The 24962-nt window shown below is 66.3% G+C and carries 24 protein-coding genes, 1 pseudogene and 1 riboswitch; of the genes and pseudogenes, 12 read left to right on the top strand and 13 right to left on the bottom strand.

Annotated features, from left to right (window positions below; genetic code table 11):
• Positions 1–152: 152 nt before the first annotated feature.
• Positions 153–1337 (bottom strand): ABC transporter substrate-binding protein, encoded by a 1185-nt coding sequence (locus B7Y64_RS12275; protein WP_291324695.1) that lies wholly within the window; start codon positions 1335–1337, stop codon positions 153–155.
• A 277-nt stretch (positions 1338–1614) separates the two neighbouring features.
• Here B7Y64_RS12275 and B7Y64_RS12270 point away from each other — a divergent pair, with 277 nt between their 5' ends.
• The 4 genes from B7Y64_RS12270 (at position 1615) to B7Y64_RS12255 (ending at position 6170) form a co-directional block, all read left to right on the top strand.
• On the top strand, positions 1615–3705 hold the full coding sequence (locus B7Y64_RS12270) for an ATP-dependent helicase (protein WP_291329012.1): 2091 nt from the start codon (positions 1615–1617) through the stop codon (positions 3703–3705).
• Positions 3706–3848: 143 nt separating this feature from the next.
• Positions 3849–4202 (top strand): hypothetical protein, encoded by a 354-nt coding sequence (locus B7Y64_RS12265; RefSeq protein ID WP_291324681.1) that lies wholly within the window; start codon positions 3849–3851, stop codon positions 4200–4202.
• Complete coding sequence (locus B7Y64_RS12260; protein ID WP_291329010.1) at positions 4199–5401, top strand: phospholipase A; 1203 nt, start codon at positions 4199–4201, stop codon at positions 5399–5401. Before B7Y64_RS12265 ends, B7Y64_RS12260 begins: the two co-directional genes overlap by 4 nt.
• A 382-nt stretch (positions 5402–5783) precedes the next feature.
• Complete coding sequence (locus B7Y64_RS12255; RefSeq protein ID WP_024813899.1) at positions 5784–6170, top strand: hypothetical protein; 387 nt, start codon at positions 5784–5786, stop codon at positions 6168–6170.
• Between the two features lie 67 nt (positions 6171–6237).
• Here the strand turns inward: B7Y64_RS12255 and B7Y64_RS12250 are convergent, their stop codons facing one another.
• Entirely contained in the window at positions 6238–6720 is a 483-nt protein-coding gene (locus B7Y64_RS12250; RefSeq protein WP_291324680.1) for a universal stress protein, read from the bottom strand.
• Between the two features lie 103 nt (positions 6721–6823).
• Between B7Y64_RS12250 and tgt the strand changes: the two genes are divergently transcribed.
• The gene (tgt, locus tag B7Y64_RS12245; protein ID WP_291329008.1) at positions 6824–7996 is read left to right on the top strand and encodes a tRNA guanosine(34) transglycosylase Tgt; all 1173 of its coding nucleotides are present in this window, start codon (positions 6824–6826) and stop codon (positions 7994–7996) included.
• 90 nt (positions 7997–8086) lie between these two features.
• Positions 8087–8221 (top strand): hypothetical protein, encoded by a 135-nt coding sequence (locus B7Y64_RS12240; protein WP_291329006.1) that lies wholly within the window; start codon positions 8087–8089, stop codon positions 8219–8221.
• 73 nt (positions 8222–8294) lie between these two features.
• On the opposite strand, the gene B7Y64_RS12235 is transcribed toward B7Y64_RS12240, so the two are convergent.
• The 3 genes from B7Y64_RS12235 to B7Y64_RS12225 all read right to left on the bottom strand — a co-directional run bounded on the left by B7Y64_RS12235 (position 8295) and on the right by B7Y64_RS12225 (position 10013).
• A complete protein-coding gene (locus B7Y64_RS12235) occupies positions 8295–8681 on the bottom strand; it encodes a DUF3597 domain-containing protein (RefSeq protein WP_291329004.1) in 387 nt (128 codons plus the stop codon).
• Between the two features lie 77 nt (positions 8682–8758).
• Positions 8759–9838 (bottom strand): zinc ribbon domain-containing protein, encoded by a 1080-nt coding sequence (locus B7Y64_RS12230; RefSeq protein ID WP_291329002.1) that lies wholly within the window; start codon positions 9836–9838, stop codon positions 8759–8761.
• Positions 9813–10013, bottom strand: coding sequence for a hypothetical protein (locus B7Y64_RS12225; protein ID WP_291329001.1), 201 nt, complete (start codon positions 10011–10013; stop codon positions 9813–9815). Before B7Y64_RS12225 ends, B7Y64_RS12230 begins: the two co-directional genes overlap by 26 nt.
• A 96-nt stretch (positions 10014–10109) precedes the next feature.
• Here B7Y64_RS12225 and B7Y64_RS12220 point away from each other — a divergent pair, with 96 nt between their 5' ends.
• Both B7Y64_RS12220 and B7Y64_RS12215 read left to right on the top strand, forming a co-directional pair.
• Positions 10110–10523: a hypothetical protein gene (locus tag B7Y64_RS12220; protein ID WP_291328999.1), complete on the top strand. Its 414-nt coding sequence runs from the start codon at positions 10110–10112 to the stop codon at positions 10521–10523.
• A gap of 73 nt (positions 10524–10596) precedes the next feature.
• Complete coding sequence (locus tag B7Y64_RS12215; RefSeq protein WP_291328997.1) at positions 10597–11112, top strand: YMGG-like glycine zipper-containing protein; 516 nt, start codon at positions 10597–10599, stop codon at positions 11110–11112.
• Between the two features lie 143 nt (positions 11113–11255).
• On the opposite strand, the gene B7Y64_RS12210 is transcribed toward B7Y64_RS12215, so the two are convergent.
• Entirely contained in the window at positions 11256–13226 is a 1971-nt protein-coding gene (locus B7Y64_RS12210; protein WP_291328995.1) for an MFS transporter, read from the bottom strand.
• A gap of 26 nt (positions 13227–13252) precedes the next feature.
• Positions 13253–14236 carry a hypothetical protein gene (locus tag B7Y64_RS12205; RefSeq protein WP_291328993.1) on the bottom strand — a complete coding sequence of 328 codons (984 nt, stop codon included), beginning with the start codon at positions 14234–14236 and terminating at the stop codon, positions 13253–13255.
• Positions 14237–14289: 53 nt separating this feature from the next.
• On the opposite strand from B7Y64_RS12205, the gene B7Y64_RS12200 reads away from it, so the two are divergent.
• A complete protein-coding gene (locus tag B7Y64_RS12200; RefSeq protein ID WP_291328991.1) occupies positions 14290–15021 on the top strand; it encodes a helix-turn-helix transcriptional regulator in 732 nt (243 codons plus the stop codon).
• A 193-nt stretch (positions 15022–15214) separates the two neighbouring features.
• Positions 15215–15667 carry a hypothetical protein gene (locus B7Y64_RS12195; RefSeq protein ID WP_291328989.1) on the top strand — a complete coding sequence of 151 codons (453 nt, stop codon included), beginning with the start codon at positions 15215–15217 and terminating at the stop codon, positions 15665–15667.
• A 79-nt stretch (positions 15668–15746) separates the two neighbouring features.
• Here the strand turns inward: B7Y64_RS12195 and B7Y64_RS12190 are convergent, their stop codons facing one another.
• Entirely contained in the window at positions 15747–16529 is a 783-nt protein-coding gene (locus B7Y64_RS12190; protein WP_291328987.1) for a 2-keto-4-pentenoate hydratase, read from the bottom strand.
• A gap of 227 nt (positions 16530–16756) precedes the next feature.
• Positions 16757–16867, top strand: a riboswitch (glycine riboswitch).
• Positions 16868–16962: 95 nt separating this feature from the next.
• On the opposite strand from B7Y64_RS12190, the gene B7Y64_RS12185 reads away from it, so the two are divergent.
• Positions 16963–18282: a D-amino acid dehydrogenase gene (locus B7Y64_RS12185; RefSeq protein ID WP_291328985.1), complete on the top strand. Its 1320-nt coding sequence runs from the start codon at positions 16963–16965 to the stop codon at positions 18280–18282.
• A 111-nt stretch (positions 18283–18393) separates the two neighbouring features.
• Here the strand turns inward: B7Y64_RS12185 and B7Y64_RS12180 are convergent, their stop codons facing one another.
• Positions 18394–18666 (bottom strand): cytochrome c, encoded by a 273-nt coding sequence (locus B7Y64_RS12180; protein ID WP_291329033.1) that lies wholly within the window; start codon positions 18664–18666, stop codon positions 18394–18396.
• A gap of 66 nt (positions 18667–18732) precedes the next feature.
• A pseudogene (locus B7Y64_RS12175) lies at positions 18733–19935 on the bottom strand (sulfite oxidase); the annotation flags it as partial.
• Positions 19936–20334: 399 nt separating this feature from the next.
• Between B7Y64_RS12175 and B7Y64_RS12170 the strand changes: the two are divergent.
• Positions 20335–21495, top strand: a complete 1161-nt coding sequence (locus B7Y64_RS12170) for a rhodanese-like domain-containing protein (protein WP_291328983.1) — start codon at positions 20335–20337, stop codon at positions 21493–21495.
• A 147-nt stretch (positions 21496–21642) separates the two neighbouring features.
• Here the strand turns inward: B7Y64_RS12170 and B7Y64_RS12165 are convergent, their stop codons facing one another.
• From B7Y64_RS12165 to B7Y64_RS12155, 3 genes are all read right to left on the bottom strand, one after another.
• Entirely contained in the window at positions 21643–22953 is a 1311-nt protein-coding gene (locus B7Y64_RS12165; RefSeq protein WP_291323953.1) for an FIST N-terminal domain-containing protein, read from the bottom strand.
• A 57-nt stretch (positions 22954–23010) separates the two neighbouring features.
• Positions 23011–23859 (bottom strand): PhaM family polyhydroxyalkanoate granule multifunctional regulatory protein, encoded by an 849-nt coding sequence (locus B7Y64_RS12160; RefSeq protein WP_291323954.1) that lies wholly within the window; start codon positions 23857–23859, stop codon positions 23011–23013.
• A gap of 111 nt (positions 23860–23970) precedes the next feature.
• On the bottom strand, positions 23971–24462 hold the full coding sequence (locus B7Y64_RS12155; RefSeq protein WP_291323955.1) for a copper chaperone PCu(A)C: 492 nt from the start codon (positions 24460–24462) through the stop codon (positions 23971–23973).
• Positions 24463–24962 lie beyond the last annotated feature (500 nt).

The following is a 24962-nucleotide window of genomic DNA, read 5'->3' as shown; positions in this document are numbered from 1 at the left end:
CGAATGCGCGGCGGATCGCAGGCTTGGGGGGTCTCTTCAGGGGGTGCTTCTAAGGATTGCCTTCCACCGGATAACCAGGCGGAGAGCCGCAGACAGTGCGATTGCACGGCAAGGCTCTTCAACGACGTTAGCCGGTTGGAGGCATTCCTTGGTCACTGCTTGCGCTGGATGATGAGGTTGCGCTTGGCATCCTCGGGGTAGGCAAAGGTGATGCCGCCGTTTTTGACCATACCGATGACCAGCATGTTGCGCGTGATGGCGTCCTTGTCTTCCACGCTGAACGGTTTTTCGTAGGTGGACACGACGCCGTAGTAGGTTTTCATCTTGCCTTCGAGCGATTCCTTGATGGCCTTGCCGGCCAGGTTGCCGTCGCGGATGCCCAGAAACGAATACATCAGCAGGTAGGTGGCGTCGTAGGCGTTGGCGGCTGCCATGGGCACGGCCACCTTGCGCTGGAATTTGCGGGTGTAGCTCGACAAAAAGGACGCACGGCGCTCGTTGCTGGGCTCGGCAATGAAGGTCTGCACCATCAGCGCGCCTTCGGCGGCATCCTTGGCGCCATCCAGGAAGAACGGGAACGACAGCGTCCAGGGGCCCACCTGCGGCACCTTCCAGCCCAGGGCCTTCTTGCCATTGGCGATGACGGCGTTCTCCTGGCCCACGGTGTAGCTGTAGATCACTTCGGCGCCGGCGGTGCGCGCGGCGGCGAGTTCGGCCGAGAGGTCTTTCACGCCCAGCGCGAAGCGCGACACATGCACGGGCTTGAGGTTCTTGGCGGCCAGGGCGGCCACCACGTCGTTGTAGCCGCCTTCGCCATAGCCGGTGGTGTCGGCAAAGATGGCGACCTTGTCCCAGCCGCGCTTGACGATGTCCTCGACCATGAACGGGGCCTGCAGCGCATCGCGCCCCGTCACGCGAAAGATGTAGCTCTCGGGGGCGGGGTATTTGGCGGTGACGGCCGTGCCGGTGGCGCAGGGCACGATCAGCGGGGTCTTGGTGTACTGGAACAGGTCAATGGCCTTCATCGCCACGCCGGTGTTGCAAAAGCCGATGGCGGCAACCACTTTTTCCTTGAGCAGCTCCTGGCTCACCTTGCGCCCCTGGTCCGGGTCGGCCGCGTCGTCCTTGACCACCAGTTCCAGCGGCCGCCCCAGGTAGCCACCCACTGCGTTGATTTCATCCACCGCCAGCTTGATGCCATTGAGCATGGGCACACCAAAATCGGCAGAGGGGCCAGTGAAAGGCCCCACCACACCGATGCGCACGGGCGTGGAGCTGCCAATCTGGGCCTGTGCAGGCAGGCAGGCCGCGCCCAGCAGCAAGCTGCCTACGGCCATTGCGCCCCACGAAGGGCGGCGTGCAACGCACAGGATCGAAAGAAAACGGTGCATGGAGGACATGGGTACAGACGTTGCAGCGCAACCGCTGGCAAGAAAAGTGATGAGATGGGTCAAGAGTATCAAACTGCAACGCCAAACGCCCTAGCGGGAATTCCCGAGACCACAGGTGGGGTGTCAGGGCGGCGTCAGGCAAAGCGAAAACTGGGCCGGCCGGTATCATTGCGCGCTTCGCGTCGTCCGCCCCCTGCCTGTCCCCTTCCCTCCCCCTCCCTCCATGTCTGCCGGTCTCAATCTCGCCCAGCTTCAGGCTGTCCATTACACCGACGGTGCCTGTCTGGTGCTGGCGGGGGCCGGCTCGGGCAAGACGCGGGTGATCACGCACAAGATCGCGCACATGATCGAAAAAGGGATGGAGCCCAAGCGCATTGCCGCCATCACCTTTACCAACAAGGCCGCCGCCGAAATGCGCGAGCGCGCCAAGGGCCTGATTGGCCGCCGCGCCAAGGATGTGCTGGTGTGCACCTTTCACGCCCTGGGTGTGCGCATGGTGCGCGAAGATGGCGCGGTGCTGGGCCTCAAGCCCCAGTTCAGCATCATGGATGCCGATGACGTGGCCGGTATCCTGAAAGACGCCGCTGGCGGCACCACCGACCTGGCCACCGCGCGCCAGTGGCAGTGGACCATCAGCAAGTGGAAGAACATGGGCCTGACCTCGGAGCAGGCACTGGCCCAGGCGGCAGACGACAACGAGCGCAGCATTGCCGTGGTGATGGCGCGCTACGAAGAGCGTCTGGCGGCCTACCAGAGCGTGGACTTTGACGACCTCATCGGCATGCCGCTCAAGCTGCTGCGCGATTTTCCCGAGGTGCGCGCCAAGTGGCAGGCGCTGCTGGCCCATGTGCTGGTCGATGAATACCAGGACACCAACGCCACGCAGTACGAGCTCTTGAAGCTGCTGGTGGGTGAGCGTGGCCATTTCACCGCCGTGGGCGACGACGACCAGTCCATCTATGGCTGGCGCGGCGCCACGCTCGACAACCTCAAGAAACTTCCGCTGGACTACCCCGCGCTCAGGGTCATCAAGCTCGAGCAGAACTACCGCTCCACCAGCGCCATCCTGCGCGCGGCCAACAACGTGATCGGGCCCAACCCCAAGCTGTTTCCCAAGACCCTGTTCAGCGAACTGGGCGAGGGCGAGCCGGTGCGCGTGGTCGATGCCGACACCGAAGAGCACGAGGCTGACCGCGCCGTGGCCCGCATCCAGAGCCTGCGCGCCGCCAGCAACCCGCCGCCTGCGTGGAAGGACTTCGCCATCCTGTACCGCGCCAACCACCAGGCCAAGCCGTTTGAAAAAGCGCTGCGCCGCGCGAGCATTCCTTACAAAGTGTCGGGCGGCACCAGCTTTTTTGACCGCGCCGAAATCAAGGACCTGTGCGCCTGGTTTCGCCTGTGGATCAACAACGACGATGACCCGGCGTTTTTGCGCGCCATCGGCAGCCCCAAACGCGGCATCGGCCACACCACGCTGGCCGCTTTGGGCGCGTTTGCCACGCAGCACAAGCAAAGCATGTTTGGCGCGCTGTTCAACGGCATGCTGCCCGCGGCCGTGCCCAAACGCGCGCTCGATGGCCTGCACGAGTTTGGCCGCTACATCAACGACCTGGAGCACCGCGCACGCCACACGCACGGCGCCGAAGATGCGCGCGCTTTTCTGACCGACTGGCTCAAGGAAATAGGCTACGAGCAGCACCTGTACGACGGCGAAGACAGCGAAAAGGTGGCTGCGGCCCGCTGGAGCAATGTGCTGGAGTTTTGCGACTGGATGGCCCAGCGCGCGGGCGGCCAGATCGACGACACGGCGGGCGCCGTGGTGGCCAGGGAAACCAAAAGCCTGCTGGAGGTGTCGCAGACCATTGCGCTGCTCTCCACCATCAGCGAGCGCGAGCAAGAGCAGGACATGGTCACGCTCTCCACGCTGCACGCCAGCAAGGGGCTGGAGTGGCCGCACGTGATTCTGGTGGGCGTGACCGAGGGCATGCTGCCCTTCAAGCTGGACGATGCCGAGGGCCGCCAGCTCAAGGTGGCCGATGACACCCTGCAACGCCTGCAGGAAGAGCGCCGCCTCATGTATGTGGGCATCACCCGCGCCCAGCGCACGCTGGCCGTGAGCTGGACCAAAAAGCGCAAGAAGGGCCGCGAGATGGTGGCCGCACGGCCCAGCCGCTTCATTGCCGAGATGGGCCTGGACAAAACCACGGCGCGCGAAGACCCACGCGAAAAACTCAAGGCCCTGCGCGCCGAATTTGCTGCCAAGGCGCAGGCCGCGAGCGCTGCGAATGCGGCCAACGCAGCACCCACCCCATGACGCCACGCCCGATGAATCCCATGGCATGGCCCACGCTTCGGCCTGCGATTACTTACATTTTGATAGCTATCAGCGCTTGTCCTACAAGCGCTACAGGCCAAAACGACCCAAAATCCGCGACGGCTTGCCCGGCTGCTGCCAACATGAACCACCAGAACCTGCAGGGCCGCTGGCACGCCACGCTGCAGGCCGCCGCACCGGATGCGGCGCACCCGCCCGATGCCACCGCCCTGTTGCAGCTTGGCCCCCATCCCGAGCTGGCCCACAGCGTGCGCGGAACCGTGCAGCGTGGCGGCGCCAGTGCACAGCTCAGCGGCGATGTGAACGCGGGCGAACTGACTTTGGAAGAATCGGTCAACGGCACCAACATCAGCGCCACCTGGACAGGCCAGGTGGTCGATGGCAGTTGCGGCAAGGAAATACACGGAACATGGAACAACGCCACTCCCCCCACCACCCTCCCCTTCGTGCTGCGCAAGCAGGCGGGCTGGCAATGAGCGCCCGCCACGGCGCCGCACTGGCGCTGGCATTGCTGGCACCGGCCGGGGCCGCCCTGGCCCAAAACGCACCCACGCCCGCCAGCGCCAGCGCACCCGCCAGCGGCGACGCTGCATGGCGCCGGTGCGCAGCCCTGGGCGACGACAACCAGGCGCGACTGGCCTGCTTCGACCAGTGGGCCGGCCAGCAGGCCTGGCAGGCGCCGGGTGCGTCGGCCAAGGCGGGTGCAGCGGGCGCGGGCGAAACCGGCCAGGGCGCCGATGCGTCGGCGGTTGCGCTGCCGGTGGACGCCCGGCTGCCGGCCACCCGCATCATCGATGTCGCAAGCTCCGCAGGTTGCCGCGACACCCAATACAGTGACATCTCGCGCTTTTGGGAGCTGGAATCGGGCACCGACTGCGGCACCTTCAGCTTTCGCGGCTACCGGCCCATCACCGTGTCGGTGGTGGCCTCCGACAGCGTGAACCGCCAGCCCAGCTCGGATGCCGAGGACCGCACCGCTGCCGACATCACTCCCTACCGGCGCACCGAAAACCGCATTCAGCTGTCGGTGCGCACCAAGCTGGCCCAGGGCATGCTGACGCGGGGCCACCCCACGCTCAAAGACTCGCTGTGGTTTGGCTACACGCAGCAGTCGCACTGGCAGCTGTTCAGCCCCAACATTTCGCGCCCCTTCCGCACCACGGACCATGAGCCCGAGGTGATTTATGTGTATCCCACCGACGCCCAACTGCCTTTTGGCTGGCGCTGGCGCTACAGCGGCGTCGGGCTGGTGCACCAGTCCAACGGGCAGAGCAACCCCTTGTCGCGCAGCTGGAACCGCGCCTATCTCATGACCGGCATGGAGCTGGACAACCGCTGGAACGTGCGCGCGCGCGTCTGGAAGCGCCTGTCCGAAGACCGCACCAGCGACGACAACCCCGGCATCAGCGACTACATCGGCCGGGGCGAAGTGCAGGTGTTCTGGAACGTGGACAAGGACAACACCCTGGGCGCCACGGTGCGCCACTCGCTGTCCGGCACGGGGCGCGGCTCGGCCCGGCTGGAATGGCTGCAAACCCTGGGCACGGGGCTGGGTGGTGGCAAAAGCAACCTGCGCCTGCACACCCAGCTGTTCAGCGGCTACGGCGACAGCATGATCGACTACAACCACAAGCGCACGGTGCTCAGCCTGGGGCTGAGCCTGGTGGACTTCTAGCGTACATCCCCCTGAGGCGCTTGCGCGCCTTCCCCCTTCTCTCTCCTCGCTTCGCGAGTCGGAAAGGGGGACGCAGCCAGTGCGGCGGGGCGGCCCTTGCACGGCTGCCCTGGCCTGGGCCGCGCCAGCGTCACGCGCCGCGGGTGGCACGCAGCACCGGAGAAAGCCCATGCCATCACCGCCGCCCTCGCCAGCTCACAACTCGTTACGACATCGTCCTCAAGTTTGCCCCTGACGCGCCGACGTGCCGCCAAAATGGCACGCGCACCGACGCCGGCATGGCCCTTGGCGAAGGGCTCCCAAAAAGAGCCCCTTTCCCACCCTTTAACCTGCCATTGCCTGCACCGTGCGCCCTCGACAATGCCGCTAAAGAGGAAATCCCATGGACATGCAATACCAGCTCAAGGCAGGCAGCTACTACCTGTACGACATGCGTGACACGCCCAGCGCGGTCACGGGTGAACGCCGGTTCAAGCTGAAAACCGACACGGTGGCCATTGCATTTGATGTGCACACGGGCGAGGTGCACCAGCACGGCAGCCCCACACGCATCCAGTCGTGGGCCAACAATACGCGCCGACGCCTGCGCGCAGCAGGTGCGCAAGATGTGGCCAACGACATCGTGGTGGTGTCAGGCCCCCTGCCGGTGGACGAGCTCAACAAGTGCCTGTGGGTCAACGGCTACGTGCGGCGCATGTTCAAGCGCCTGGCCAGCCTGCCGCACGGCAAGCTGCAGCGCACGGCCGAGCCGTTTCGCAAGGCCGCCTGAAGCCGGTCAAGCATTCATTTAATTCTGCACAAGGGCCGCGAACTGCGGCCCTTCGCGCATCTGCAGGTCAAACTGCTGCGTCTGCGGCACCTTCCAGGTCGTCTTGCACCTCCAGCACCTCGGGGTGTTTCACGATGGTCACCGGCACCGGGCTGGCATGGGCCAGCTCTTGCGACACCGATCCCAGCAACGCACTGCTGATGGCACCCTGGCCGCGCGCGCCAATCACGACCATGTCGCAACCCGAGCTTTCGATGATGTCCACCAGCACATGCGCCGGGTCGCCCACGCCCACGGCGGTTTCGCAGCCAAGGCCGGCCGCCTGCAGCAGCGCGCGGGCCGACGCCATCAGGTGCTCGCCGGCCTCCACGCTGGCGGCGGCGATCAGGTCGGGGTCGCGCGACACCACCAGCTCATACAGCGACGCAGGCTCTTGCACATTGGTCAGCACCACGCTGGCGCGCAGGCCGTCCTGCACCAGCCGCAGCACATGGTGCACGGCGTCGAGCGAGAGGGCCGAGCCATCCACAGCGATAAGTATCTTGATCATGGCAACAACTCCTTTGTATTGAACAGTTCGGACCAGTGTAGCGGCGCGTGGGCAGCGCGCAGCGCGGCATGGCGGTGTGGCCCCATCTGGGACAATCGCGCCCATGCTCCAGTTTGACCTTCTCACCACCGACCCCACCAGCCACGCCCGGCGCGGCACGCTCACGCTCAACCATGGCGTGGTGCAAACCCCCATCTTCATGCCCGTAGGCACCTATGGCACCGTCAAGGGCGTGATGCCGCAAAGCCTGCACGACATGGGCGCGCAGATCATCCTGGGCAACACCTTTCACCTGTGGATGCGCCCTGGCCAGGACGTGATGCAGAGCTTTGGCGGCCTGCACGGCTTTGAAAAATGGGACAAACCCATCCTCACCGACTCGGGCGGCTTTCAAGTGTGGAGCCTGGGCGCCATGCGCAAGATCACCGAAGAAGGCGTGCACTTTGCTTCTCCCGTCAACGGCGACAAACTCTTCATGTCGCCCGAGGTGAGCATGCAGATCCAGACCACGCTCAACTCCGACATCGTGATGCAGCTCGACGAGTGCACCCCGTACGAAACCAAGGGGCATCTGACCACCGAGGCCGAGGCCCGCAAGAGCATGGAGATGAGCCTACGCTGGGCGCGCCGCAGCCAGGACGAATTTGCGCGGCTCGAAAACCCCAACGCCCTGTTTGGCATCGTGCAGGGCGGCATGTTTGAGAACCTGCGCGCCGAATCCCTGGAGCGCCTGGTCGAGATGGACTTCCCCGGCTATGCCGTGGGCGGCGTGAGCGTGGGCGAGCCCAAGGACGAAATGCTGCGCATCATGGCGCACACGCCGCATCTGCTGCCCGCCCACAAGCCCCGCTACCTGATGGGCGTGGGCACACCCGAAGACCTGGTCGAAGGCGTGGCGCAGGGTGTGGACATGTTCGACTGCGTGATGCCCACCCGCAACGCGCGCAACGGCACGCTGTTCACGCGCTTTGGCGACCTCAAAATCCGCAACGCCCGCCACAAGACCGACCACCAGCCGCTGGACACCACCTGCAGCTGCCACGCCTGCGCCGGCAGCGCGGGCGTGCCGTGGAGCCAAGGCGGCCGAGGCGGCTTCAGCCGCGCCTACCTGCACCACCTGGACCGCTGCGGCGAAATGCTGGGCCCCATGCTCACCACCATCCACAACCTGCACTACTACCTGAACCTCATGCGCGAAGTGCGCGAAGCCCTGGAGGCAGGGCAGTTTGCGCAGTTCCGCGCGCAATTCAAGGCGGACCGGGAGCGCGGGGTGTGAACATGGGTTGATGGAGGCGCCTTTTTGCTATTTATTTAATAGCTGTTAGCGCTTTTCACACAAGCGCAATGAGCCAAAATCGTTCATAAATTGCTGCACCTGTTGCTGCGCTGGCCCTGGCGCGCGCTCACCGGCCTGGGCAGCGGGTTCGCGGCGTTGGCCATCCTGTTCGAGGAATGCGCCTGGGAGCCGCGGCAGCGGCTGCTGGCGCGCACCGCCTCCTGACGGCGCCCAAAGCAAAGGCCCCTGCCATGCAAGACGACAGGGGCCTTCTGGGGCGGCGCGACGGCGCCGCAGATCAATCGCGCAGATCGGCCGGCAGCGTGCCGCCGTTGGCGGCAATGCTGCGCATCACCTGCTTGTGCAGACCGATGTTCCAGGCGGCCGAGCCGGGTTCGTCGTTGCCGCTGTAAAGCAGTTCGGCAGCCAGCTCCTTGCGCGCCGACAGGCTGCTGTCCAGGCCCAGCAGTTTGAGCAGATCAACGATGGAGGTGCGCCAGTTCAGCGCGCTGGCGCCGGGCATGGCGTCCAGGATGGGCGCCACGTCTCCCAGCGCGATGGATGCCGGTGCTGGAGGGGCTGAAGGTACGCCCGCGGCGGCGGGTGCCGGTGGCGCGGCCACCACGACTTCAGCGGCGTTGGCCGACGGAAAAATCTTGGAGAAGATGTTGGAAAAGAAACCCATGATGGCTCCCGAAGTGGTTGGGGTGAAAAGGATACGCGGCACCCAGGGTGAGGCCCTGAACTGCGCCTGCCTTTGTATCACGCGGGGGTGACGGGCGAATGCCCGGGCTGCGTTGACTGGCTGGCCTGTGCCCCCGTGCCGCACGCATGGCAAAACCGGGCAAATGAACTCTTGCGCGTTCTGCAGTGGCCGCAGTGGTCAAACAGGCCGATGCCGCAGTGGGGGCAAAAATCGATCTTGTCGTTCTTCAGGTCGACCGGGCGCTCGCAGCCGGGGCACACGCTTTTGGCCAGGCGCGCCAGGGCCACGTCGTAGCCCAGCTCTTTGCGGCGCTGCTGGTCGGGCAAGGACTCGGCCTGCTTTTGCCGCTCCAGGTAGCGGTTGAGCGCCAGGATGGCATAGCGCCCCACCAGCGCCGTGATGGCGATGCCCACCACATAGCGCACGTAGCCGCCGTAGCTGGGCAGGTAGGGCACGAGTTCGACAAAGAATGCAAACAAGGCGAAAAAGATGAAGCCCCACACAAACGGCCAGTAAGTGCTTTTGCGCTTTTTTACAAACAGCCAGCCCGCCACCACCAGCAGCGGCAGCGTAAGCGCCAGGCGGTACAGGAACACGCGCAGCTCGACCCTGCGGCGCTCGGCGTTGAGCTTTTCGTAGCCTGCGGCTTCGAGCGTGCTCAGGCGCGCCTGGGCGGCGGCGGCGGCCTGGCGGGCATCCAGCGCGGCCTGCTGCTGTGCCTCTACGGCTTGCTGGGTGGTGCGCTCGGCCTGCTTGAGGGCATCGAGCGCCTGGGTGCGGGCCAGCACATCGGGGTCGTGCTCGGCGCGCTGGGTGACGCTGCGCGTGGCCAGCCAGTTGTTGAAGGTTTCGCGCGCGGCCTGGCTTTCGCTGCGGGCCTTGCTGCGCTGCAACTGGGCCTGTTCGAGCGCGGTCTGCGCCTCTTGCTCCGCCTGGCGGGCGGTCTGCACCTGGCTGCGCAGGGCCTGGGCGGCCGGCTTGTCAAGAAAGTCGTCCACCCGCAGTGGGGCCTCGACCTTGGGCAGGTCGCCCACGATGGTGCCGCCCAGGCCGATGAGAAAGCTGGCAAACACCAGCGCTACCAGCCACAGGCCGCGGCGAAACCATTTTTCAGACAGCCGCAGTGATTTGCTCATGGTTTTTTCCTTTTTGAACACTATGAATTAAATAGCTGTACGCGCTTGATTCCAAAGCGTTACAGGCCTTTTTTACTGAAATTTCGACAGAGCGCGACGGTCCACCGCGCGCACTCCACATGCCGCCTTCACGCCGCGCTTGCGCGGCCACCAGCCCGGCTGCGGTAGCCGCCATGGTCGCAATGCGGCATAGTGGAGGCCAGCGGCCCCGGAACTTTTCTGCGTCGCCGTGCCCCGAAACCTGCTTCCTACGGATCACCGAGGTGAAATCATGATGTGGCAAAAACTGCGCCCTCTCGCATGGGCCGGGATGGCCGCTGCGGCGCTGGCCGCCAGTGGCGTTGCGTGGGCCGATCGCGGCGGGCACGGCCACGGACACCGGGGTGCGCGGGTGGGTATCGGTCTTTACCTGGGCCCGGGTTATGGCTATCCCGTCTACCGCCCGGCCTACCCCTATTACTATGCCGACCCCTACGGCTGGTCGCCGCCGGTGGTGGCGGTGCCCGCCGAGCCGCCCGTGTACATCGAGCGCGGCTACGACGCCCCGGGCTACAGCGGCGGCACCAATGGGCAGCAGCCCCAGGGCTACTGGTACCGCTGCAACCAACCCGATGGCTACTACCCCTATGTCACCAACTGCCCCGGCGGCTGGCTGCAGGTGCCGGCGCAGCCACCCGCCAACTGATGACTGGCCAAGCCCCCAAGCCCCATGGTCTTGGCGCCACGCAGGCGCCTTATTTCCCACTTGAGGAATCATGATGAAACCCCTTTCCCTCGCAAGCGTGTCGCTGCTGGTGCTGGCCTTGACCGGTTGCACGGTGATGCCCACCGGCCCCAGCGTGACGGTGCTGCCCGGCAGCACCAAGAGTTTTGAGCAGTTCCGGTACGACGACGTCAACTGCCGGCAATACGCACACATGCAGGTGGGCGGCGCCAACGAAGCCGTCAACCAGAGCGCCGTGGGCAGCGCGGTGGTGGGCACGGCCATCGGTGCCCTGGCCGGTGCCGCCCTGGGCGGCAACCACGAGGGCGCGGCGGTGGGCGCGGGCATGGGCCTGCTGATGGGCTCCAGCGTGGGCGCTGGCAATTCGCAATCTGCGGGCTACGGCAGCCAGCGCGGCTATGACAGCGCCTATGTGCAGTGCATGTATGCCCGCGGCCACCAGGTGCCGGTGTATGGCCGCATGCTCACCAGCCCGGGGGCACCCGGGCCGGGCTACGCCGCCCCCATGGCGCCACCGCCGCCCCCGCCTGGCTACTGGCGGCGTTATTGATCTGGCGCCGGGATATTTCGAAGGCCGCGCGGGCTTGCCAAAGCCCTTCGGCCAATTCAGCGTGAATGGCTCAAACGCCATGGTGCGGGGGCCCACAGGCCGCTCATGAAGGCTGTGCATTGATGACAGGTGGCACCAAGCCGTCAGGCCGCCAGCAGGCGCGCCACGCGCTCACGCAATAACTCGGGCTGCGCCTCGGCGGCCGCCACGGGGGTGCCCACGTTCAGCCCAACGCGGTTGAACAGGCCACGCCGGAACGGCCGCACCATGGCGCCGCCTTGCTCGATGCGGCTGAAGTACGAACCCCACAGGTTGGTCAGTGCCATCGGAACCACGGGCACGTCCAGCCCGTCGGCGCGGGCGCGGTCCAGAATTTTGACGATACCGCCCTTGAACGGCTGCAATTGCCCGTCGCGCGTGATGCCGCCTTCGGGGAAGATGGCCAGCAGGTCGCCGCCCTGCAGCACCTGCGCCGCGCGCTCGAAGGCAGCCTCGTAGGTGGCGGCGTCTTCCTTGTAGGGGGCGATGGGAATGGCTTTGGCCAGGCGGAACAATGCGCCCAGCACCGGCACCCGAAAAATGCGGTGGTCCATCACAAAATAGATGGGCCGGGGGCTCGCGGCCATCAGCAGCACCGCATCGACAAAGCTCACGTGGTTGCACGCCAGCACGGCCGCGCCCTGCACGGGCAGGTTTTCGTCGCCCTGCGCCTTGAAGCGGTAAACAAAGCGCGAGAGCACCCAGGCCACAAAACGCAGCAAATATTCGGGCACCAACATGAAGATGTAAAACGCCACCACCGCGTTGGCAATGCCGGTGAACAAAAAGATTTGCGGCACCGTGAAACCCGCGCCCAGCAACGCGCCTGCAATGAGCGAGCTGGCAATCATGAACAGAGCGTTCAAGATGTTGTTGGCCGCGATGATGCGCGCGCGGTGCGTGGGCTGGCTGCGCATCTGGATCAGTGCATACATGGGCACGCTGTACAGGCCGGCAAACAGGCTCAGCAGCGCCAGGTCGGCCATCACGCGCCAGTGGGCGGGCTGCGCCACAAAGGCGGCCAGGCCCATCACATCGGAAGCGGGCAGGCCGCGCGCGGCGAAATACAGGTCGATGGCAAAAACGCTCATGCCAATGGCGCCCAGTGGCACCAGGCCGATCTCGACATGGCGGCGCGAGAGCACCTCGCACAGCAGCGAGCCGGTGCCAATGCCGATGGAAAACACCACCAGCAGCAGCGAGGCCACCTGCTCGTTGCCATGCAGCACCTCTTTGGCAAAGCTGGGGAACTGGCTCAAAAACACCGCGCCAAAAAACCACATCCAGCTGATACCCAGCAGCGAGCGGAACACCACGATGTTTTCGTGCGCCAGCTTCAGGTTGCGCCAGGTCTCGGTGAAGGGGTTCCAGTTGATGGTGAGGTGCGGGTCGGTGGCGGGCACCGGGGGGATGAACTGCGCCACGCCCCGCCCCATCAGCGCCAGCAGCACACAGGCCAGGGCCACCGTGGTGTGCCCAATGCCGGGGATGGCCACCAGCAGGCCCCCCGCCACGTTGCCCAGCAAAATGGCCACGAAGGTGCCCATCTCGACCATGCCGTTGCCGCCCGTGAGCTCGCGCTCGCTGAGCACCTGGGGCATGTACGCAAACTTGACCGGGCCGAACAGCGTGGAGTGCACTCCCATCAGGAAGGTGCACAGCAGCAGGATGGGCACATTGCCCGCGATGAACCCGCCAGCGGCCACCAGCATGATGGCAATCTCCAGGTTCTTCACGAGGCGGATCATGCGCGTCTTGTCGTATTTGTCGGTCAATTGCCCCGAGGTGGCCGAGAACAACAAAAACGGCAGGATGAACAGCGCCCCGATCACCAGCCCCGCCATGGCCGGTGGCAGCCACGACACGCTGAGCTGGTACGTCACCATCACGGTGAAGGCGAACTTGAACAGGTTGTCATTGGCCGCCCCCGAGAACTGCGTCCAGAAAAAGGGCGCAAAGCGGCGCTGGCGCAACAGGGCGAACTGGTTGGGGTCGGCGTGTGCGCCAGGGGCAGGATGGCTGCTGATTGCGCTGGTGGCACTGGTGGCGCTGTCAGAGAGGGTCTCGGGGGTCATGCGTTGGTCCTCGGTTCCGTCACGGGTTATTGGGCGCGGGGTCTGCGGCTGCGCGCCGGGTCCACCGCTGTTCTGGTGCCGGTGCCCTGGCGCATGAAGTGCGCCCGCACACCGGGGTGACGTGGCGCGTCATTCTGCCCGCACACCGTGACTGCTGCGCCCGCAGGCAGCGGGCCGGTGCGCACTGTGGCCAGCGCGGCCAGCACCGGCAATGCGGCACCTGCCGCCAGCAGGTGCTTGAGGCTGTGGCCCGACACCCATTGGCCCAGCGCGTCAAACACCGCGTGGTCTGCGGCCTCGAACAGCTTGGCCGCGCCATACCAGGCCATGACGGCGCCCAGCTGCAGTGCCAGTGCGCCGCACCGCGTGGGCAGCAACGCCATGGCCGTCACCGCCAGCATGCCGCCCAGTTGCACCACCGCCCAGGGCAGCAAGTTGCCGGTGTGCGCCCACCACATCACGGCCGCCGGCCCGGCCACCACCATGGCGGCCGCCGCCACCCCACCCGCGCGCAGACTGACGCGGCTCGCCCCCGCCAGGCCCAGCAGCCCGGCAAAGGCCACGGCCATGCCCAGCCGGTCCCACAGCAAGCCTGCGTCATCGGGGTGCAGGTGGTAAACGGTAGAGCCGATCGATGTCAACAGCAAGCCCATACAAAACAGGCCCGCCGTGGCGCGCGTGACCGCATCGACCGCGCCGCGCTGCAGCCCCCGCAGCAACCCAAGCCCCCGCAGGCCCGCCAGGGCAAACGGCAGGTTGGTCAGCACGTCCAGCGCGCAGGGCAGACCCCACAGCATGCGCTGATCGGCAAAGCCATGCTGGTGCTCGCTGGCAGGCACGGCGGGGCCCAGCATCGCCAGTGCCAGCAGCACCGCGGCGCCCAGCAGCAGGCCGGTTTCAGGCCGGGTGAGGCCGCCCCGGGGAAGTGAATGGTCAAAGGTCATGGTGTTGCGTGGCCGGTAGTGGGTGATGCCGCGCAGTGTGGGCAAGGCCGGGGCAATTGGAGGCATAAAGTCGCTCAGGGCGCTACCGATAGCACCTTGGGTATCCATAATCAATACCCATGAGCACCACCGCCGATCTCGTTGCCGCCCTCAAGAAGGAACTCAAGACCGCCCAGATGACCTACGCCGACCTGGCGCAGGCCCTGGGCATGGCCGAATCGAGCGTGAAGCGCATGCTGGCCAGGGGCGACATGCCGCTGTCGCGCATCGACGCCATCTGCCGCGCGCTGGCGCTGGACTTTGCCGACCTGGCCCGGCATGTGGCCGACAACCAGCCGCTGCTCAGGGAGCTGACCCCCGAGCAGGAGCGGGCCGTGGTGGCCGACAAGAAACTGCTGCTGATGGCCATTTGCGTGCTGAGCCAGTGGACGCTGGAGCAGGTGACCACCGCCTACCGCCTGACCGAGGCCGAGGGCATCCAGTACCTGGCCCAGCTCGACCGCATCGGCATCATCGAGCTGCGGCCGTTCAACCGCTACCGCCTCAAGCTCGCCAAGACCTTCCGCTGGCGCCCGCACGGCGCGGTGATGAACTACTTTCGGGAGCACGCACTGCTCGACTACTTTGCGGGTGGCTTTGACGGCCCAGGCGAGGGCGTACTGCTGGTGCACGGCGCCATCAGCCGCAGTCTGGCCCCGGCTTTCATGGAACGCATGCAGCGCGTGGCGCACGACTTTGCCCAGCAGCACCTGGCCGACCAGAAACTGCCCCAAAGCGAACGCGAGGGCTACACGCTGCTGCTGGCGCTGCGCAGCTGGGAGTTCGAGGCGTTTGCAGGCATGCGCCGCTAGCACATGTTTTTCATAGCATGCAGCGCTTACCAGCAGTGCGTTACAGGCCAAAAACACTCTGAATACTGCACGCCAGTCGGCGCGCTGAAACACAACTTCACAACACTTCGCACAGCGCCTACACGCGCTTGACGCAGCGCCCCCACGATCAAGGCTCCCGGTTCCACACGGAATCCCTTCTGAGGAGAACACCATGGCACGCATAGCCCTCGCCGCCGCTTCCATCGCCCTGCTGTCGCTGAGCGCCTTGACGGCGGCGCATGCACAGGTTGGCGCCACTATCGTCATCCAGTCGGGCAGCCCCCACTACCAGCGCCCCGCCCCGGCGCTGGTGCAATACCAGGCCCCACCGCCCCCGCGCTACGAAGCTGTGCCCCGCCATCGGCGCGGCATGGCATGGGTGCCCGGCCACTGGGAATGGCGCGGCCACCGCCATGTGTGGATGCAAGGCCACTGGGTGAAGGCCCGCCCCGGCTACCACTTCCGCGAACCCCGCTGGGTAGAGCACGACGGCCGCTGGGCCATGCAGCGCGGCGGCTGGGACCGTGACCGCGACGGCGTGGCCAACCGCTACGACCGGGACCGCGACGGTGACGGCGTACCCAACCGCCGCGACCGCCAGCCCGACAACCCCCGCCGCAACTGATTGCAACCGGGCACAACTGAGCGCCAATAAGCGCTATGTATCGCGGATCGGCACAACCGGGTGCAGGCGTGGCGGGTTTTCAGCCCAGCTGAAGCTCGGCGCGGCCCAGGCACGGGAAGTCGGCCACCACCACCGTGCCCGGCGCCACCAGCACGGTACCGGTGCATGAACCAGTGGTCACCCACTGGCCGGCGCACAGCCCGCCCAGGCTGCGCGCGCCTTCGTTGGCCAGCCATGTCAGCAACCGCAGGGGGTCGCCCGCCGGGTTGCTCCAGGTGGCGTGCTGCACGGCCACCGCCCCATTCACCGACAGGCTCACTCCTTGTGCCAGGGGCTGCACTGCAGCCACATCGGCCGTGCCCGAACCCACGATAAGTGCCCCGTGGCAGGCCTGGTCGGCCAGGCGGCTCCACGCGCCCTGCTGCGCCCAGGCGGCAAAGCGCGTGTCGCACACCTCGATGGCGGCACGCACGGATGCCATGGCCGCCAGCACCTCGGCCGCACTGTAAGGCGTTGGGCGCTCGGGTAGATCGATGCCCAGCTCGTACACCAGTTCCGCCTCGACTCCCATCACGGCAAAGCCGGCGGCAGGCATATTCAGCGCCTGCCCGGCTGGCGCGACAAACACCGAATCGCGGGTGAGCGCTGCGCGCGCGGGCAACGCCTGGGGGGATGCGGCGCCCACCTTCCAGCCCGCGATCTCGCCGCGCTCGTGCACCACGGCGTCCTGCACGGCATACGCCTGGTCCGCATCGCACGGGCGCAGCGCAAGGGGCAAATCCAGTGGCCGGGGCATGCGCCCCTGGCGGGCCATGGTGAGCAAGGCCGCGCTGGCAAAGGGATCAAAAGCGGTAACAGGCATGGCGTACATCCTTGGGGTAAAGCTGGGCGAATTATGGCGAGGCGCAGGCCCGTCCTGCCCCGCCAGCATCAGCAACGATTGCTGCCCATTAGCCCGCAAAACCACCCCGCCGCCGCCAGCGCGCTCCTAGAATGGCCCCCGCAGGAGAGCATGGCGGGCCGCAAGCCCGCCGCTGCACCGAAGGCGCAAACTCCCATACACGCTCAGGTCCCGTACTGCACCATTCATCAAAGCCGTCTGGAGAGCCGCCACACCCGTGTGGCGCACCGAAGGAGCAAACCGCACGCCATGTGGGCTGGGCGGTGAATCTCTCAGGTACCAAGGACAGGGGGAGCGGCAGCTTGGGCAGTCATGCGCCAGCTGCACGCTATTGAATTTATAGCTGCCAGCGCACGTCTTTCAAGCGCCAGAGCCCAGAAAGGCTTTGAAAATCATGCGCGTGATCGTTTTGGGTGCCGGCTTGCTCGGCGTGACTTCGGCTTATTTTCTGCAGCAACTCGGCCACGAGGTGACCGTCATCGACCGCCAGGGCGCCCCCGGCGCCGAAACCAGCTTTGCCAACGGCGGGCAAATTTCGGTGAGCCACGCCGAACCCTGGGCCAACCCCAGCGCGCCGCTGAAGGTGCTGCAGTGGCTGGGGCAGGAGGATGCGCCGCTGCTGTTCCGCATCCGCGCAGACATGCGCCAGTGGCTGTGGGGCCTGTCCTTTTTGCGCAACTGCACCCCGGCGCGCACGCGCCACAACATTGAGCAGATCGTGCGCCTGGGCACCTACAGCCGCAGCGTGCTGCAGCAACTGCGCGCGGACACGGGCATCCAGTACGACCAGCGCACGCAGGGCATCCTGCACTTTTATACCAACGCCAAGGAGTTCGACGGCGCTCTGGCCCCCGCCGAGCAGATGCGCGGTTTGGGCTGCGAGCGCCAGGTCATCAGCGCCGACGAGGCCGTGCGCATCGAGCCCGCCCTGGCCCACATCCGCCCGCAGCTGGCGGGCGCCACGTTCACGGCCGAGGACGAGTCGGGCGACGCCAACCAGTTCACGCGCGAACTCGCCAAACTGTGCGAGACGGCGGGCGTGCAGTTCCGCCTGGGGCACCACATCACTGCGCTGCGCGAAGTGGGTGGCAGCATCGACCATGTGGAATTGACCAACGCCGAAGGCCGCTTCGAGCGCGTGCGTGGCGATGCGTTTGTGCTGGCCATGGGCTCGTTCAGCCCGCTGCTGGCCCAGCCGCTGGGCATCCGCCTGCCCATTTACCCGGCCAAGGGCTATTCGGTGACCATGCCGGTGAAGGACGCGAGCCGGGCGCACCAAGTGAGCCTGACGGACGACGAGTACAAGCTGGTGTTCTCGCGCTACACCAGCGAACGCGGCGGCGACCGGTTGCGCATTGCTGGCACCGCCGAGCTCAACGGCTACAACCGCGACCTGAACCAGGTGCGCTGCGACGCCATCGTGCGCCGCGTGGAGCAACTCTTTCCCGGTGCGGGCGACGCGAGCCAGGCGCAGTTCTGGACCGGCCTGCGCCCCGCAACGCCCAGCAACGTGCCGCTGATCGGCCAGACGAAGGTGGGCAACCTGTTTCTCAACACCGGCCACGGCACGCTGGGCTGGACGCACGCCTGCGGTTCGGGCAAGGCGCTGGGCGACATCGTGAGCGGGCGCGTGCCAGAGGTGGATTTTGCGTTCCAGGGAATGGCCGCAGGACGTGGCGCCAACGTGCTGGTGCCGGCAGCCAAGGGGGCATGAGCACCCAAAACGGATGAAGCGGCTGCAGCCGCTTTACAGGGAAGGCGCCAGAGCGAAACCACAGCGCCAGGAAAGGCCCGCCACAAGACTCGTGGCGGGCGGACGGCCCGTTCAAGGCGATGCCGCACCCGTGGCCTGGGCGACAAAGCGTGCCAAAGCCTGCATGTCTTGCGGGCTGATTTTTTCGGCGTAGGACGGCATCACGCCGATGCCATTGCGCAGCGCACGCAGCACGCGGTCGGCATCGGGCTTGAGCTCGTCGAGTACCGGGCCTATCTGCCCCTCAGCCCCGGCCGCCTGCAAGGTGTGGCAAACGGCGCAGGCCGGCTGCAGGGTGGTGAACAGCAGCTTGCCGCGCGCTATTTCGGCAGGGTCGGCCGCCACGCTGGCGCCGGCCAGCAAGGTCAGCCCACCCACCGCCCAAGCCCTGGGCAGCCCATGCCAGGTCACCACCGTCACGGTCACGGCGTGATCGTTCCAGCTGGCGTTGTTGTAGCCACCCACGTTTTCCTCGCGCTGCTGGGGCTGCACATTGCCTGCCATGTCGGTAGCACGGCTGGCGAGCACATGGGTGCCCGCACCCAGGCGCACCGGCAGCACGAACTGGCGCCAGGCAAACCGGCCCAGGTCGGGGCCCACGAGTTGCGCCGCCTGCCAGGTCTTGCCGCCATCCACCGACACCTCAACCCCCTTGACGGCGTGCATGCCGCCGAACGCCACGCCGTGGATCTGCGCCACACCGGCCTTGAGGGGGCCTTGCTCGGGCAGCGGGCTGTTGATCCAGGACTTGACCGTCATCTCCCACACCGAGGGCTGGTCCGGGCTGGCCTTGGTGCCGGGCGGCGACATGCGGTAGCCATGCTGCATGATGCGCGCCTGCGACTGTGCCGGCGTGAACGCCAGCCGCTTCACATACTTGATGTTGTTCACGCCCTGATAGCCTGGCACCACCAGGCGCAGTGGCCCGCCATGCGCCAGTGACAACGGCTCGCCGTTCATTTCCCAGGCCAGGAGGGCGTCGTCCATTGCCTTCAGGGGCACCGAGCGCTCGACAAGAACGGTCAGAGGGTCCACACCTTCGGGCAGCTTTTCACCACCGGTTCCGGTGACATACGCCATGCCGTCCACCAGCCCACCCAGGGCGGCCACCACGTTGCGCAGCGGCACACCGCTCCACACCACACAACCGGCGGCACCCACCGTCCACGGCGTACCGCTGGGCTTGCTGGGGAAGAACCCCCGACCATTGCCCGAGCACTGCAGCACCGTGGCGACGGTGTCGATGCCCAGCGTCTTGAGCTCGGCCAGGCTCAGCGCGCGCGGGCTTTTGACGCCCTCGATGGACACGGTCCAGGCATCGCGGTTCTCCAGAACGGCGGCGTCGGGTGCGGGCAAATTGTTGCGAACATACAACTGGTTCGACGGCGTGATCACGCTGGTGCCGAAGGCTGCGCGGCGGGTTTCCAGGGTGCTGCCGCTGTGCACGATCAGCGCATTGGCGCTCTTCCAGCCGGCGTAGCCCGGCAACGGCTTGGGCGTGGCTGCGGCCTGGGCACGTGCAACGCCAGTCCAGCCAGCCAGCCCCAGCGCGCTCAGTGCGGCAGCGCTTCCGGCCAGCATGTGGCGGCGTGGCAGTGTCATCGGGTTCTTCATGGGCAGGGTCCTCCGGAAATAAAGGAAACAGGTGAAGTCCGTCTTGCAACGCCGGATCGCCCGACGCCACAGAAGGGGCTGGGCGGATTTTGTGTGGGAAGCCGTTTTTGGCGAAGCGCTTTTGGAGCACAGATGTAAACAGGTGCAACAAATCCGCTGCAGGTGTTCGCAATGTCAAACCCTTGGGGCATATTTGCCAGACGGTTCACTGTGTTGCAAACGCGCACGCCCGGAAGTTGCCAGGCCAAAGCGCGGGCTATGCCGGATTGCGGCGGTGTCCAGGCAGGGCGTGCCCTGGTGCGGCCTCGCACCGTGGTGGAATCCGGCGCCGCACCGCCCATTGCGGCAAGCCACGGTGAAATTGAAGCGCCGCCATTCAACAATTCAAGAGGAAATGCCATGCCCCGCAACTTTCAATGGACCGCTGTCACGCTGGCGTGTCTGCTCGTCAGCCCCTGGGCCCAGGCCCAGCTGACGGCCATCGTGGCGGTGGAACCCACCGCCAAGAAGGCGGCCCACACCATCGTCCGCAGTGCGCTGGAAACAGGCCTGACACAGGCAGCAGGCCAGCCCCTGAAGCTCAGCACCAGCGAAGACCTGGCCGATGTGATGCGGGCCACCCGCAGCGCGGGCTATGACGTGTTCATCGGCCCTGCACAGGTTGCTGCCTCGGCCTTGCAGCGGGGCTATGAACTGGTGGGTGCCACGCAAAAATCCGAGCAATACCTGCTGATCGGCGCAGCCAATGTGCCTGCGGTGGCGGCCATGAAAGGCCAGCGGCTCTATCTGCCGCAGCAGGACTCGGTCTACACCTACATGGCGCGCGGCATGCTCAATGAAGCCGGGCTGTCGTTCCAGGACCTGAAATCGGTAAAGCATGAAAAATACCCGCAAGCAGGCCTGTCCGCGTTGTCGCTGGGCGTTGCGGACGCCACCGTGGTGCGCGCCGATGAATGGGCCGAGTGGTCGGCGGGCCACCCCGGCGTGGCACGCGTGCTGGCCACCTCGCACCCGGTGCCGGGCGGCTTCACGATCGTGGTGCGCAAGGATCTGCCCGCCGATACACGCAGCAAGCTGGGCCAGTGGTTCGGCACGGCCACGGTGTCCAGCGGGCTGACGCCGGTCACCCAGCGCCCCGACGCCCAGGAATACCGCCGCGTGGCCGAACTGGGCCTGTTCACACCCAACGGCCTGCCCGGCGTGACCCGCATTTCCGCCAAGGAGGCGCAGCAGTTGCAGGCCCAGGGCGCCGTGGTGGTGGATACGCGCACCGAGAAGGAATTCAAAGCCAAGCGCATCCGGGGCGCGGTGTTGGCCGCCTACATGGAGAAAAGCCTCAAGGATGTGGCCTTCAACGCGGCCCAGGACGACTTTCAGGCGTTCGACAAGGTTTCCCTCGACAAGACCAAGCCGGTGATCTTTGCCTGCAATGGAGCCGAGTGCTGGAAGTCCTACAAGGCGGCCAAGGTGGCAGCCGCCAAAGGCTTCAAGTCGGTGTACTGGCTGCGTGGCGGATTGCCCGAATGGGATGCTGGCGGACTGCCCACGGAAGGCGGCTGAGGCCACGGGCATCGCCCGCGCTCCAGACAAACTTCGACAGAAAGCCCATGACTGTCAGGCGCGCGGGTTGCTGACCTGAAGGCTGAGGCCAGCGGCGCACCACCAAGCCAACGGTACGCCAAGTCAGGCGCTACTGCCCGCGCAGCATCACGCGCCAACAAACACCGTCAACACGCCGGTGTAGCCATACAGGTGGTGGTGCGCAATTTCACCGCCGGCGAAAAAACCCACCAATGGCACATCGCCCAGCGCATGCCGCACGATCTGCAGTTCGGCACTGGGGCCGCCAAAGTGGGGGCCGCCCCGGCCCGAGCAGCTCACGTAGATCGCGCCACAGATGCGCCGCCCCGTCTGTGGCAGCGCACCAGCAGCGGAGGCGCCAGGGGCTGCGGCCTGTTGTCCGCCCTGCGCATCGGACGATACCAACGGTGCGGTCTCCAGCTCTTCGGGCGAAAGCTCTTCGCGGATTTCGGCGCAGATGCGCATGAGGTCGGCGCGCGCCGCCGCCACATTGCGCTGGCAAAACGTCAGGTGCATTCCTGGTTCCACATGGTCGGCCAGCGCTACGCCCCGGCGGGTGGCATCCAGGCCCACGATGTGGCGCACACGCGTGTCGGTGCCGAAATGGCCCGTGCGGCGCTGGCCCTGGGGCTGCTCGCCCGCATTGACCAGCCCGGCCAGCGTGGCGCGCACCTTGCGAAGGGCGGGTTGCGGGTCGCCACCGTCCAGAGAAACCTCCAGCGTGTCGAGCAGCACATCGAGCGCAGGTTCGCCATCGAGCTGCAGCACCACGTTTTCGTGCGCGGCGGTGATGGTGTGCTGCACGCCCACGGGCTGGCAACCTTGCGTGACACGCGACACCAGCGCCACCCCGGCGCCAAACGCCACACCCGAAAGCCCGCCGTCAAACACCCCGCTGGCGCCGCCCTGCCCGGCCATGTTGCCGTCACCCCCCACCGCAAACTGCACGTTGTTGCTGCGGCTGGCGCTCAGCCCCCCAAACAGGTAACCCGTGGCGGTGCGCGCGGCCATCTCGTCCAGCAGCTCGGCCAGTTCGGCGGTATGGCCATCGGCATGCACCAGCGCGGTGTAAGCCTCAAATCCGCTGGCCGGATTGCGCGGCAACGGGGCCACACCGGAAAACACGCGGTACTGGTCGGCGGGCACGTCCAGCAGCATCACGGAGAGCGCGGGCTCGTCAAAATACTCGGCGTTGCTGGCCGAGACGCCCACGCCCACGGTGCCGCTCCAGTCGGTCACCTCGGGCAGTTCACTGCTCAGATAGTCGAACAGCGCCTGCGCCTCGCTGGCGTAGTGGTCGGTGATGTAGAGCAGGCCCAGCGTGGGTGCGGATGCGTATTCGGGCAGGGACATCTGGGCCCGCAACTGGGCCAGCACGAGTGCGGCGGCCATGCGCCACTGGGGGTGGGTGGCATGGCCGGTGGGAAATAGTTTCATGGTGTGACCTCTCGGGCAGTGGCGGGCGCTGCCCGCAGCACCGCCAGATCAGTGATCTCAGCCCGCCGACTTGCGCGGTGCGCGGCGGGCCGTGGCTTTTTTGGCGGCGGGTTTCGCGGCGGGTTTGCTGGCAGATTTGGCAGGTGCCTTTTTTGCAGCAGACTTTTTGGCAGCGGGCGCTTTGGCCGCACCGGCAGCAGCGCGTTGGCCGGCCTGCATGGTCTCTATGCCCTTGGCGGCAAACTGGCTGGCCATGTCGGTGGCGGTCTTCATGGCTTCTTTGGCCAGGCCGGTGGCCACGTTATGGGTGGGATCGATGCTGGTCTGCTTGGCGGCGTCTTTCAGGGCGTTGGCCGCAATCTGCTGGAACTGGCTGGTCAGCGCGCCCCACCAATGCATGGGGTCCACCACGGTTGGCTCGGGGGCCTGGGAGCCCTTGGAATCGTCGGCCGGTGCGGCCTGGGCTGGCTTGACGGGTTCTGCGGGCGCAGGCGCAGTGGCGGCGGGCGCGGGGGTTGCTGCAGCAGTTGCAGCGGCCCGACCGGCAAAGGTTTCGGCAGCCTTTTGCATGCTGCCCATCACGCCGTCGGCAGGCTTGAGCTTGAAGGCGCTGGCCACGTCGCCCATGCTGAAGTTCATGCCCTTGAGCGTGGCCAGCGTCATCTTTTGCACCTCCAGCGCCTGGACGGTGGCGGTCAGGGCGCGCGAGTTCTGCTCCAGCCAGAACTGCACGGCCTTGAGTTCGTCGATGCGTTTTTCCAGCTCTTCGACGCTGATGGTGGGCGCCACCCAGTTCGACAGGTTGGGCAGCTGGGGAATGCTGCTGGAGGCCCCTTTGGCCAGGCTTTGCAGAAAGTCAAAGCCGGGGACGAATTTGCCGAAACCGAAGTTGGATGTGTCGCTCATGGCCGCTCCGCAATAGGTGGGTCTGTGGCACGCGCCCCGCAGGGCGTCGTGTTGGCACAGCTTACTCCAATGCCTTGCGTTCCGGAAAGCCCCCGGTGCTCAGTGCTTGTTTCAGTGCGCTGCGCCTTGGCCCATGCCGGAGGCCGCTGCTCCAGGTGCTTGCGAGGCCACCGGCAGCTGCAGTGGCAGCTGGGTTTCGGCGCCCTTGGCATCCTGGAACACCAGGGTCACAGGCACGTTGGAGCCCTTGGCCAACGGAGCCTTCAGGTCCATCAGCATGACGTGGTAGCCGCCGGGCTTGAGCTCGACGGTTTTGCCGGCAGGCAGGTCGAGCGCGGGTATGGCGCGCATTTTCATGATGTCGCCTTCCATCTTCATCTCGTGCACTTCGACCACGCCGGCTGCTGGCGACTCGGCGCGCACCAGGCGCGCGCCGTCTTTGGCAGTCAGGCGCATGAAGGCACCCGTGGCCTTTTGGCCCTGCACGGTGGCACGCGCCCAGGCGCCGTCCACCGCCACGGGGGCAGTGGCTTGGGCGTGTGCCTGGCCGGCAAGCAGGGCAAGGGCGAAGAGTGCGGGGCGGGTGATGCGGTGCAGTGTCATGGGGTTCTCCTGGGTAAAAAACGAATGGGAAACAGTAAAAGGGAAACAGTGAAAGGGGAACAACGTCAGCGGGAGGCCGCGTGCTGTCGACATTGCCACAGACAAGGCCTTCGGCGCAGGCGCGGAAATCTTCTGCCTGCCCGGCTTGCGGCCTGCAAACCGCTGCACACCTTGGCCAGCGCTGGCCCAGCCATGGCATGGGCGCGTCGCGCATTCAGGTAGCGCGGGCGCGGGGTCGATTCGCATAAGGCACGGGACACATCCAGCGCCGCGCAGCTTGGGTGCACGCAGCCTCCTGATTACAAGCCAAATTGGCCTCTAGCGCTTATCCATAAAGCGCAAACAGCTATTATAATAATAGCAAAATCAGAAGACAGCTGGGGGCCCGCGCGGCGGCAGCGGCGCGGCTGTGCGGGCCGCAATGTGCGCTGGCGGGGCAGAACCCAGGGCATGCGACGGGGGGCGGGCGACCGGCAACACTGCCGACGGGGGTGGCGGGG

The organism is Acidovorax sp. 35-64-16 (assembly GCF_002281195.1).
In the GTDB taxonomy this organism is placed as follows: Bacteria; Pseudomonadota; Gammaproteobacteria; order Burkholderiales; family Burkholderiaceae_C; genus Acidovorax; species Acidovorax defluvii.
This window is presented reverse-complemented; position numbering and strand designations above follow the sequence as displayed.

Excerpts from the sequence above, each read along its gene's own strand:
- B7Y64_RS12255 (WP_024813899.1), top strand. The coding sequence starts at position 5,784 with ATGGACATGCAATACCAGCTCAAGGCAGGCAGCTACTACCTGTACGAC.
- B7Y64_RS12210 (WP_291328995.1), bottom strand. The coding sequence starts at position 13,226 with ATGACCCCCGAGACCCTCTCTGACAGCGCCACCAGTGCCACCAGCGCA.
- B7Y64_RS12220 (WP_291328999.1), top strand. The coding sequence starts at position 10,110 with ATGATGTGGCAAAAACTGCGCCCTCTCGCATGGGCCGGGATGGCCGCT.
- B7Y64_RS12155 (WP_291323955.1), bottom strand. The coding sequence starts at position 24,462 with ATGACACTGCACCGCATCACCCGCCCCGCACTCTTCGCCCTTGCCCTG.
- B7Y64_RS12270 (WP_291329012.1), top strand. The coding sequence starts at position 1,615 with ATGTCTGCCGGTCTCAATCTCGCCCAGCTTCAGGCTGTCCATTACACC.
- B7Y64_RS12170 (WP_291328983.1), top strand. The coding sequence starts at position 20,335 with ATGCCCCGCAACTTTCAATGGACCGCTGTCACGCTGGCGTGTCTGCTC.
- B7Y64_RS12230 (WP_291329002.1), bottom strand. The coding sequence starts at position 9,838 with ATGAGCAAATCACTGCGGCTGTCTGAAAAATGGTTTCGCCGCGGCCTG.
- B7Y64_RS12215 (WP_291328997.1), top strand. The coding sequence starts at position 10,597 with ATGAAACCCCTTTCCCTCGCAAGCGTGTCGCTGCTGGTGCTGGCCTTG.
- B7Y64_RS12190 (WP_291328987.1), bottom strand. The coding sequence starts at position 16,529 with ATGCCTGTTACCGCTTTTGATCCCTTTGCCAGCGCGGCCTTGCTCACC.
- B7Y64_RS12200 (WP_291328991.1), top strand. The coding sequence starts at position 14,290 with ATGAGCACCACCGCCGATCTCGTTGCCGCCCTCAAGAAGGAACTCAAG.
- tgt (WP_291329008.1), top strand. The coding sequence starts at position 6,824 with ATGCTCCAGTTTGACCTTCTCACCACCGACCCCACCAGCCACGCCCGG.
- B7Y64_RS12275 (WP_291324695.1), bottom strand. The coding sequence starts at position 1,337 with ATGGCCGTAGGCAGCTTGCTGCTGGGCGCGGCCTGCCTGCCTGCACAG.
- B7Y64_RS12265 (WP_291324681.1), top strand. The coding sequence starts at position 3,849 with ATGAACCACCAGAACCTGCAGGGCCGCTGGCACGCCACGCTGCAGGCC.
- B7Y64_RS12185 (WP_291328985.1), top strand. The coding sequence starts at position 16,963 with ATGCGCGTGATCGTTTTGGGTGCCGGCTTGCTCGGCGTGACTTCGGCT.
- B7Y64_RS12235 (WP_291329004.1), bottom strand. The coding sequence starts at position 8,681 with ATGGGTTTCTTTTCCAACATCTTCTCCAAGATTTTTCCGTCGGCCAAC.
- B7Y64_RS12205 (WP_291328993.1), bottom strand. The coding sequence starts at position 14,236 with ATGCCTCCAATTGCCCCGGCCTTGCCCACACTGCGCGGCATCACCCAC.
- B7Y64_RS12260 (WP_291329010.1), top strand. The coding sequence starts at position 4,199 with ATGAGCGCCCGCCACGGCGCCGCACTGGCGCTGGCATTGCTGGCACCG.
- B7Y64_RS12195 (WP_291328989.1), top strand. The coding sequence starts at position 15,215 with ATGGCACGCATAGCCCTCGCCGCCGCTTCCATCGCCCTGCTGTCGCTG.
- B7Y64_RS12250 (WP_291324680.1), bottom strand. The coding sequence starts at position 6,720 with ATGATCAAGATACTTATCGCTGTGGATGGCTCGGCCCTCTCGCTCGAC.
- B7Y64_RS12160 (WP_291323954.1), bottom strand. The coding sequence starts at position 23,859 with ATGAGCGACACATCCAACTTCGGTTTCGGCAAATTCGTCCCCGGCTTT.
- B7Y64_RS12225 (WP_291329001.1), bottom strand. The coding sequence starts at position 10,013 with ATGGCGGCTACCGCAGCCGGGCTGGTGGCCGCGCAAGCGCGGCGTGAA.
- B7Y64_RS12165 (WP_291323953.1), bottom strand. The coding sequence starts at position 22,953 with ATGAAACTATTTCCCACCGGCCATGCCACCCACCCCCAGTGGCGCATG.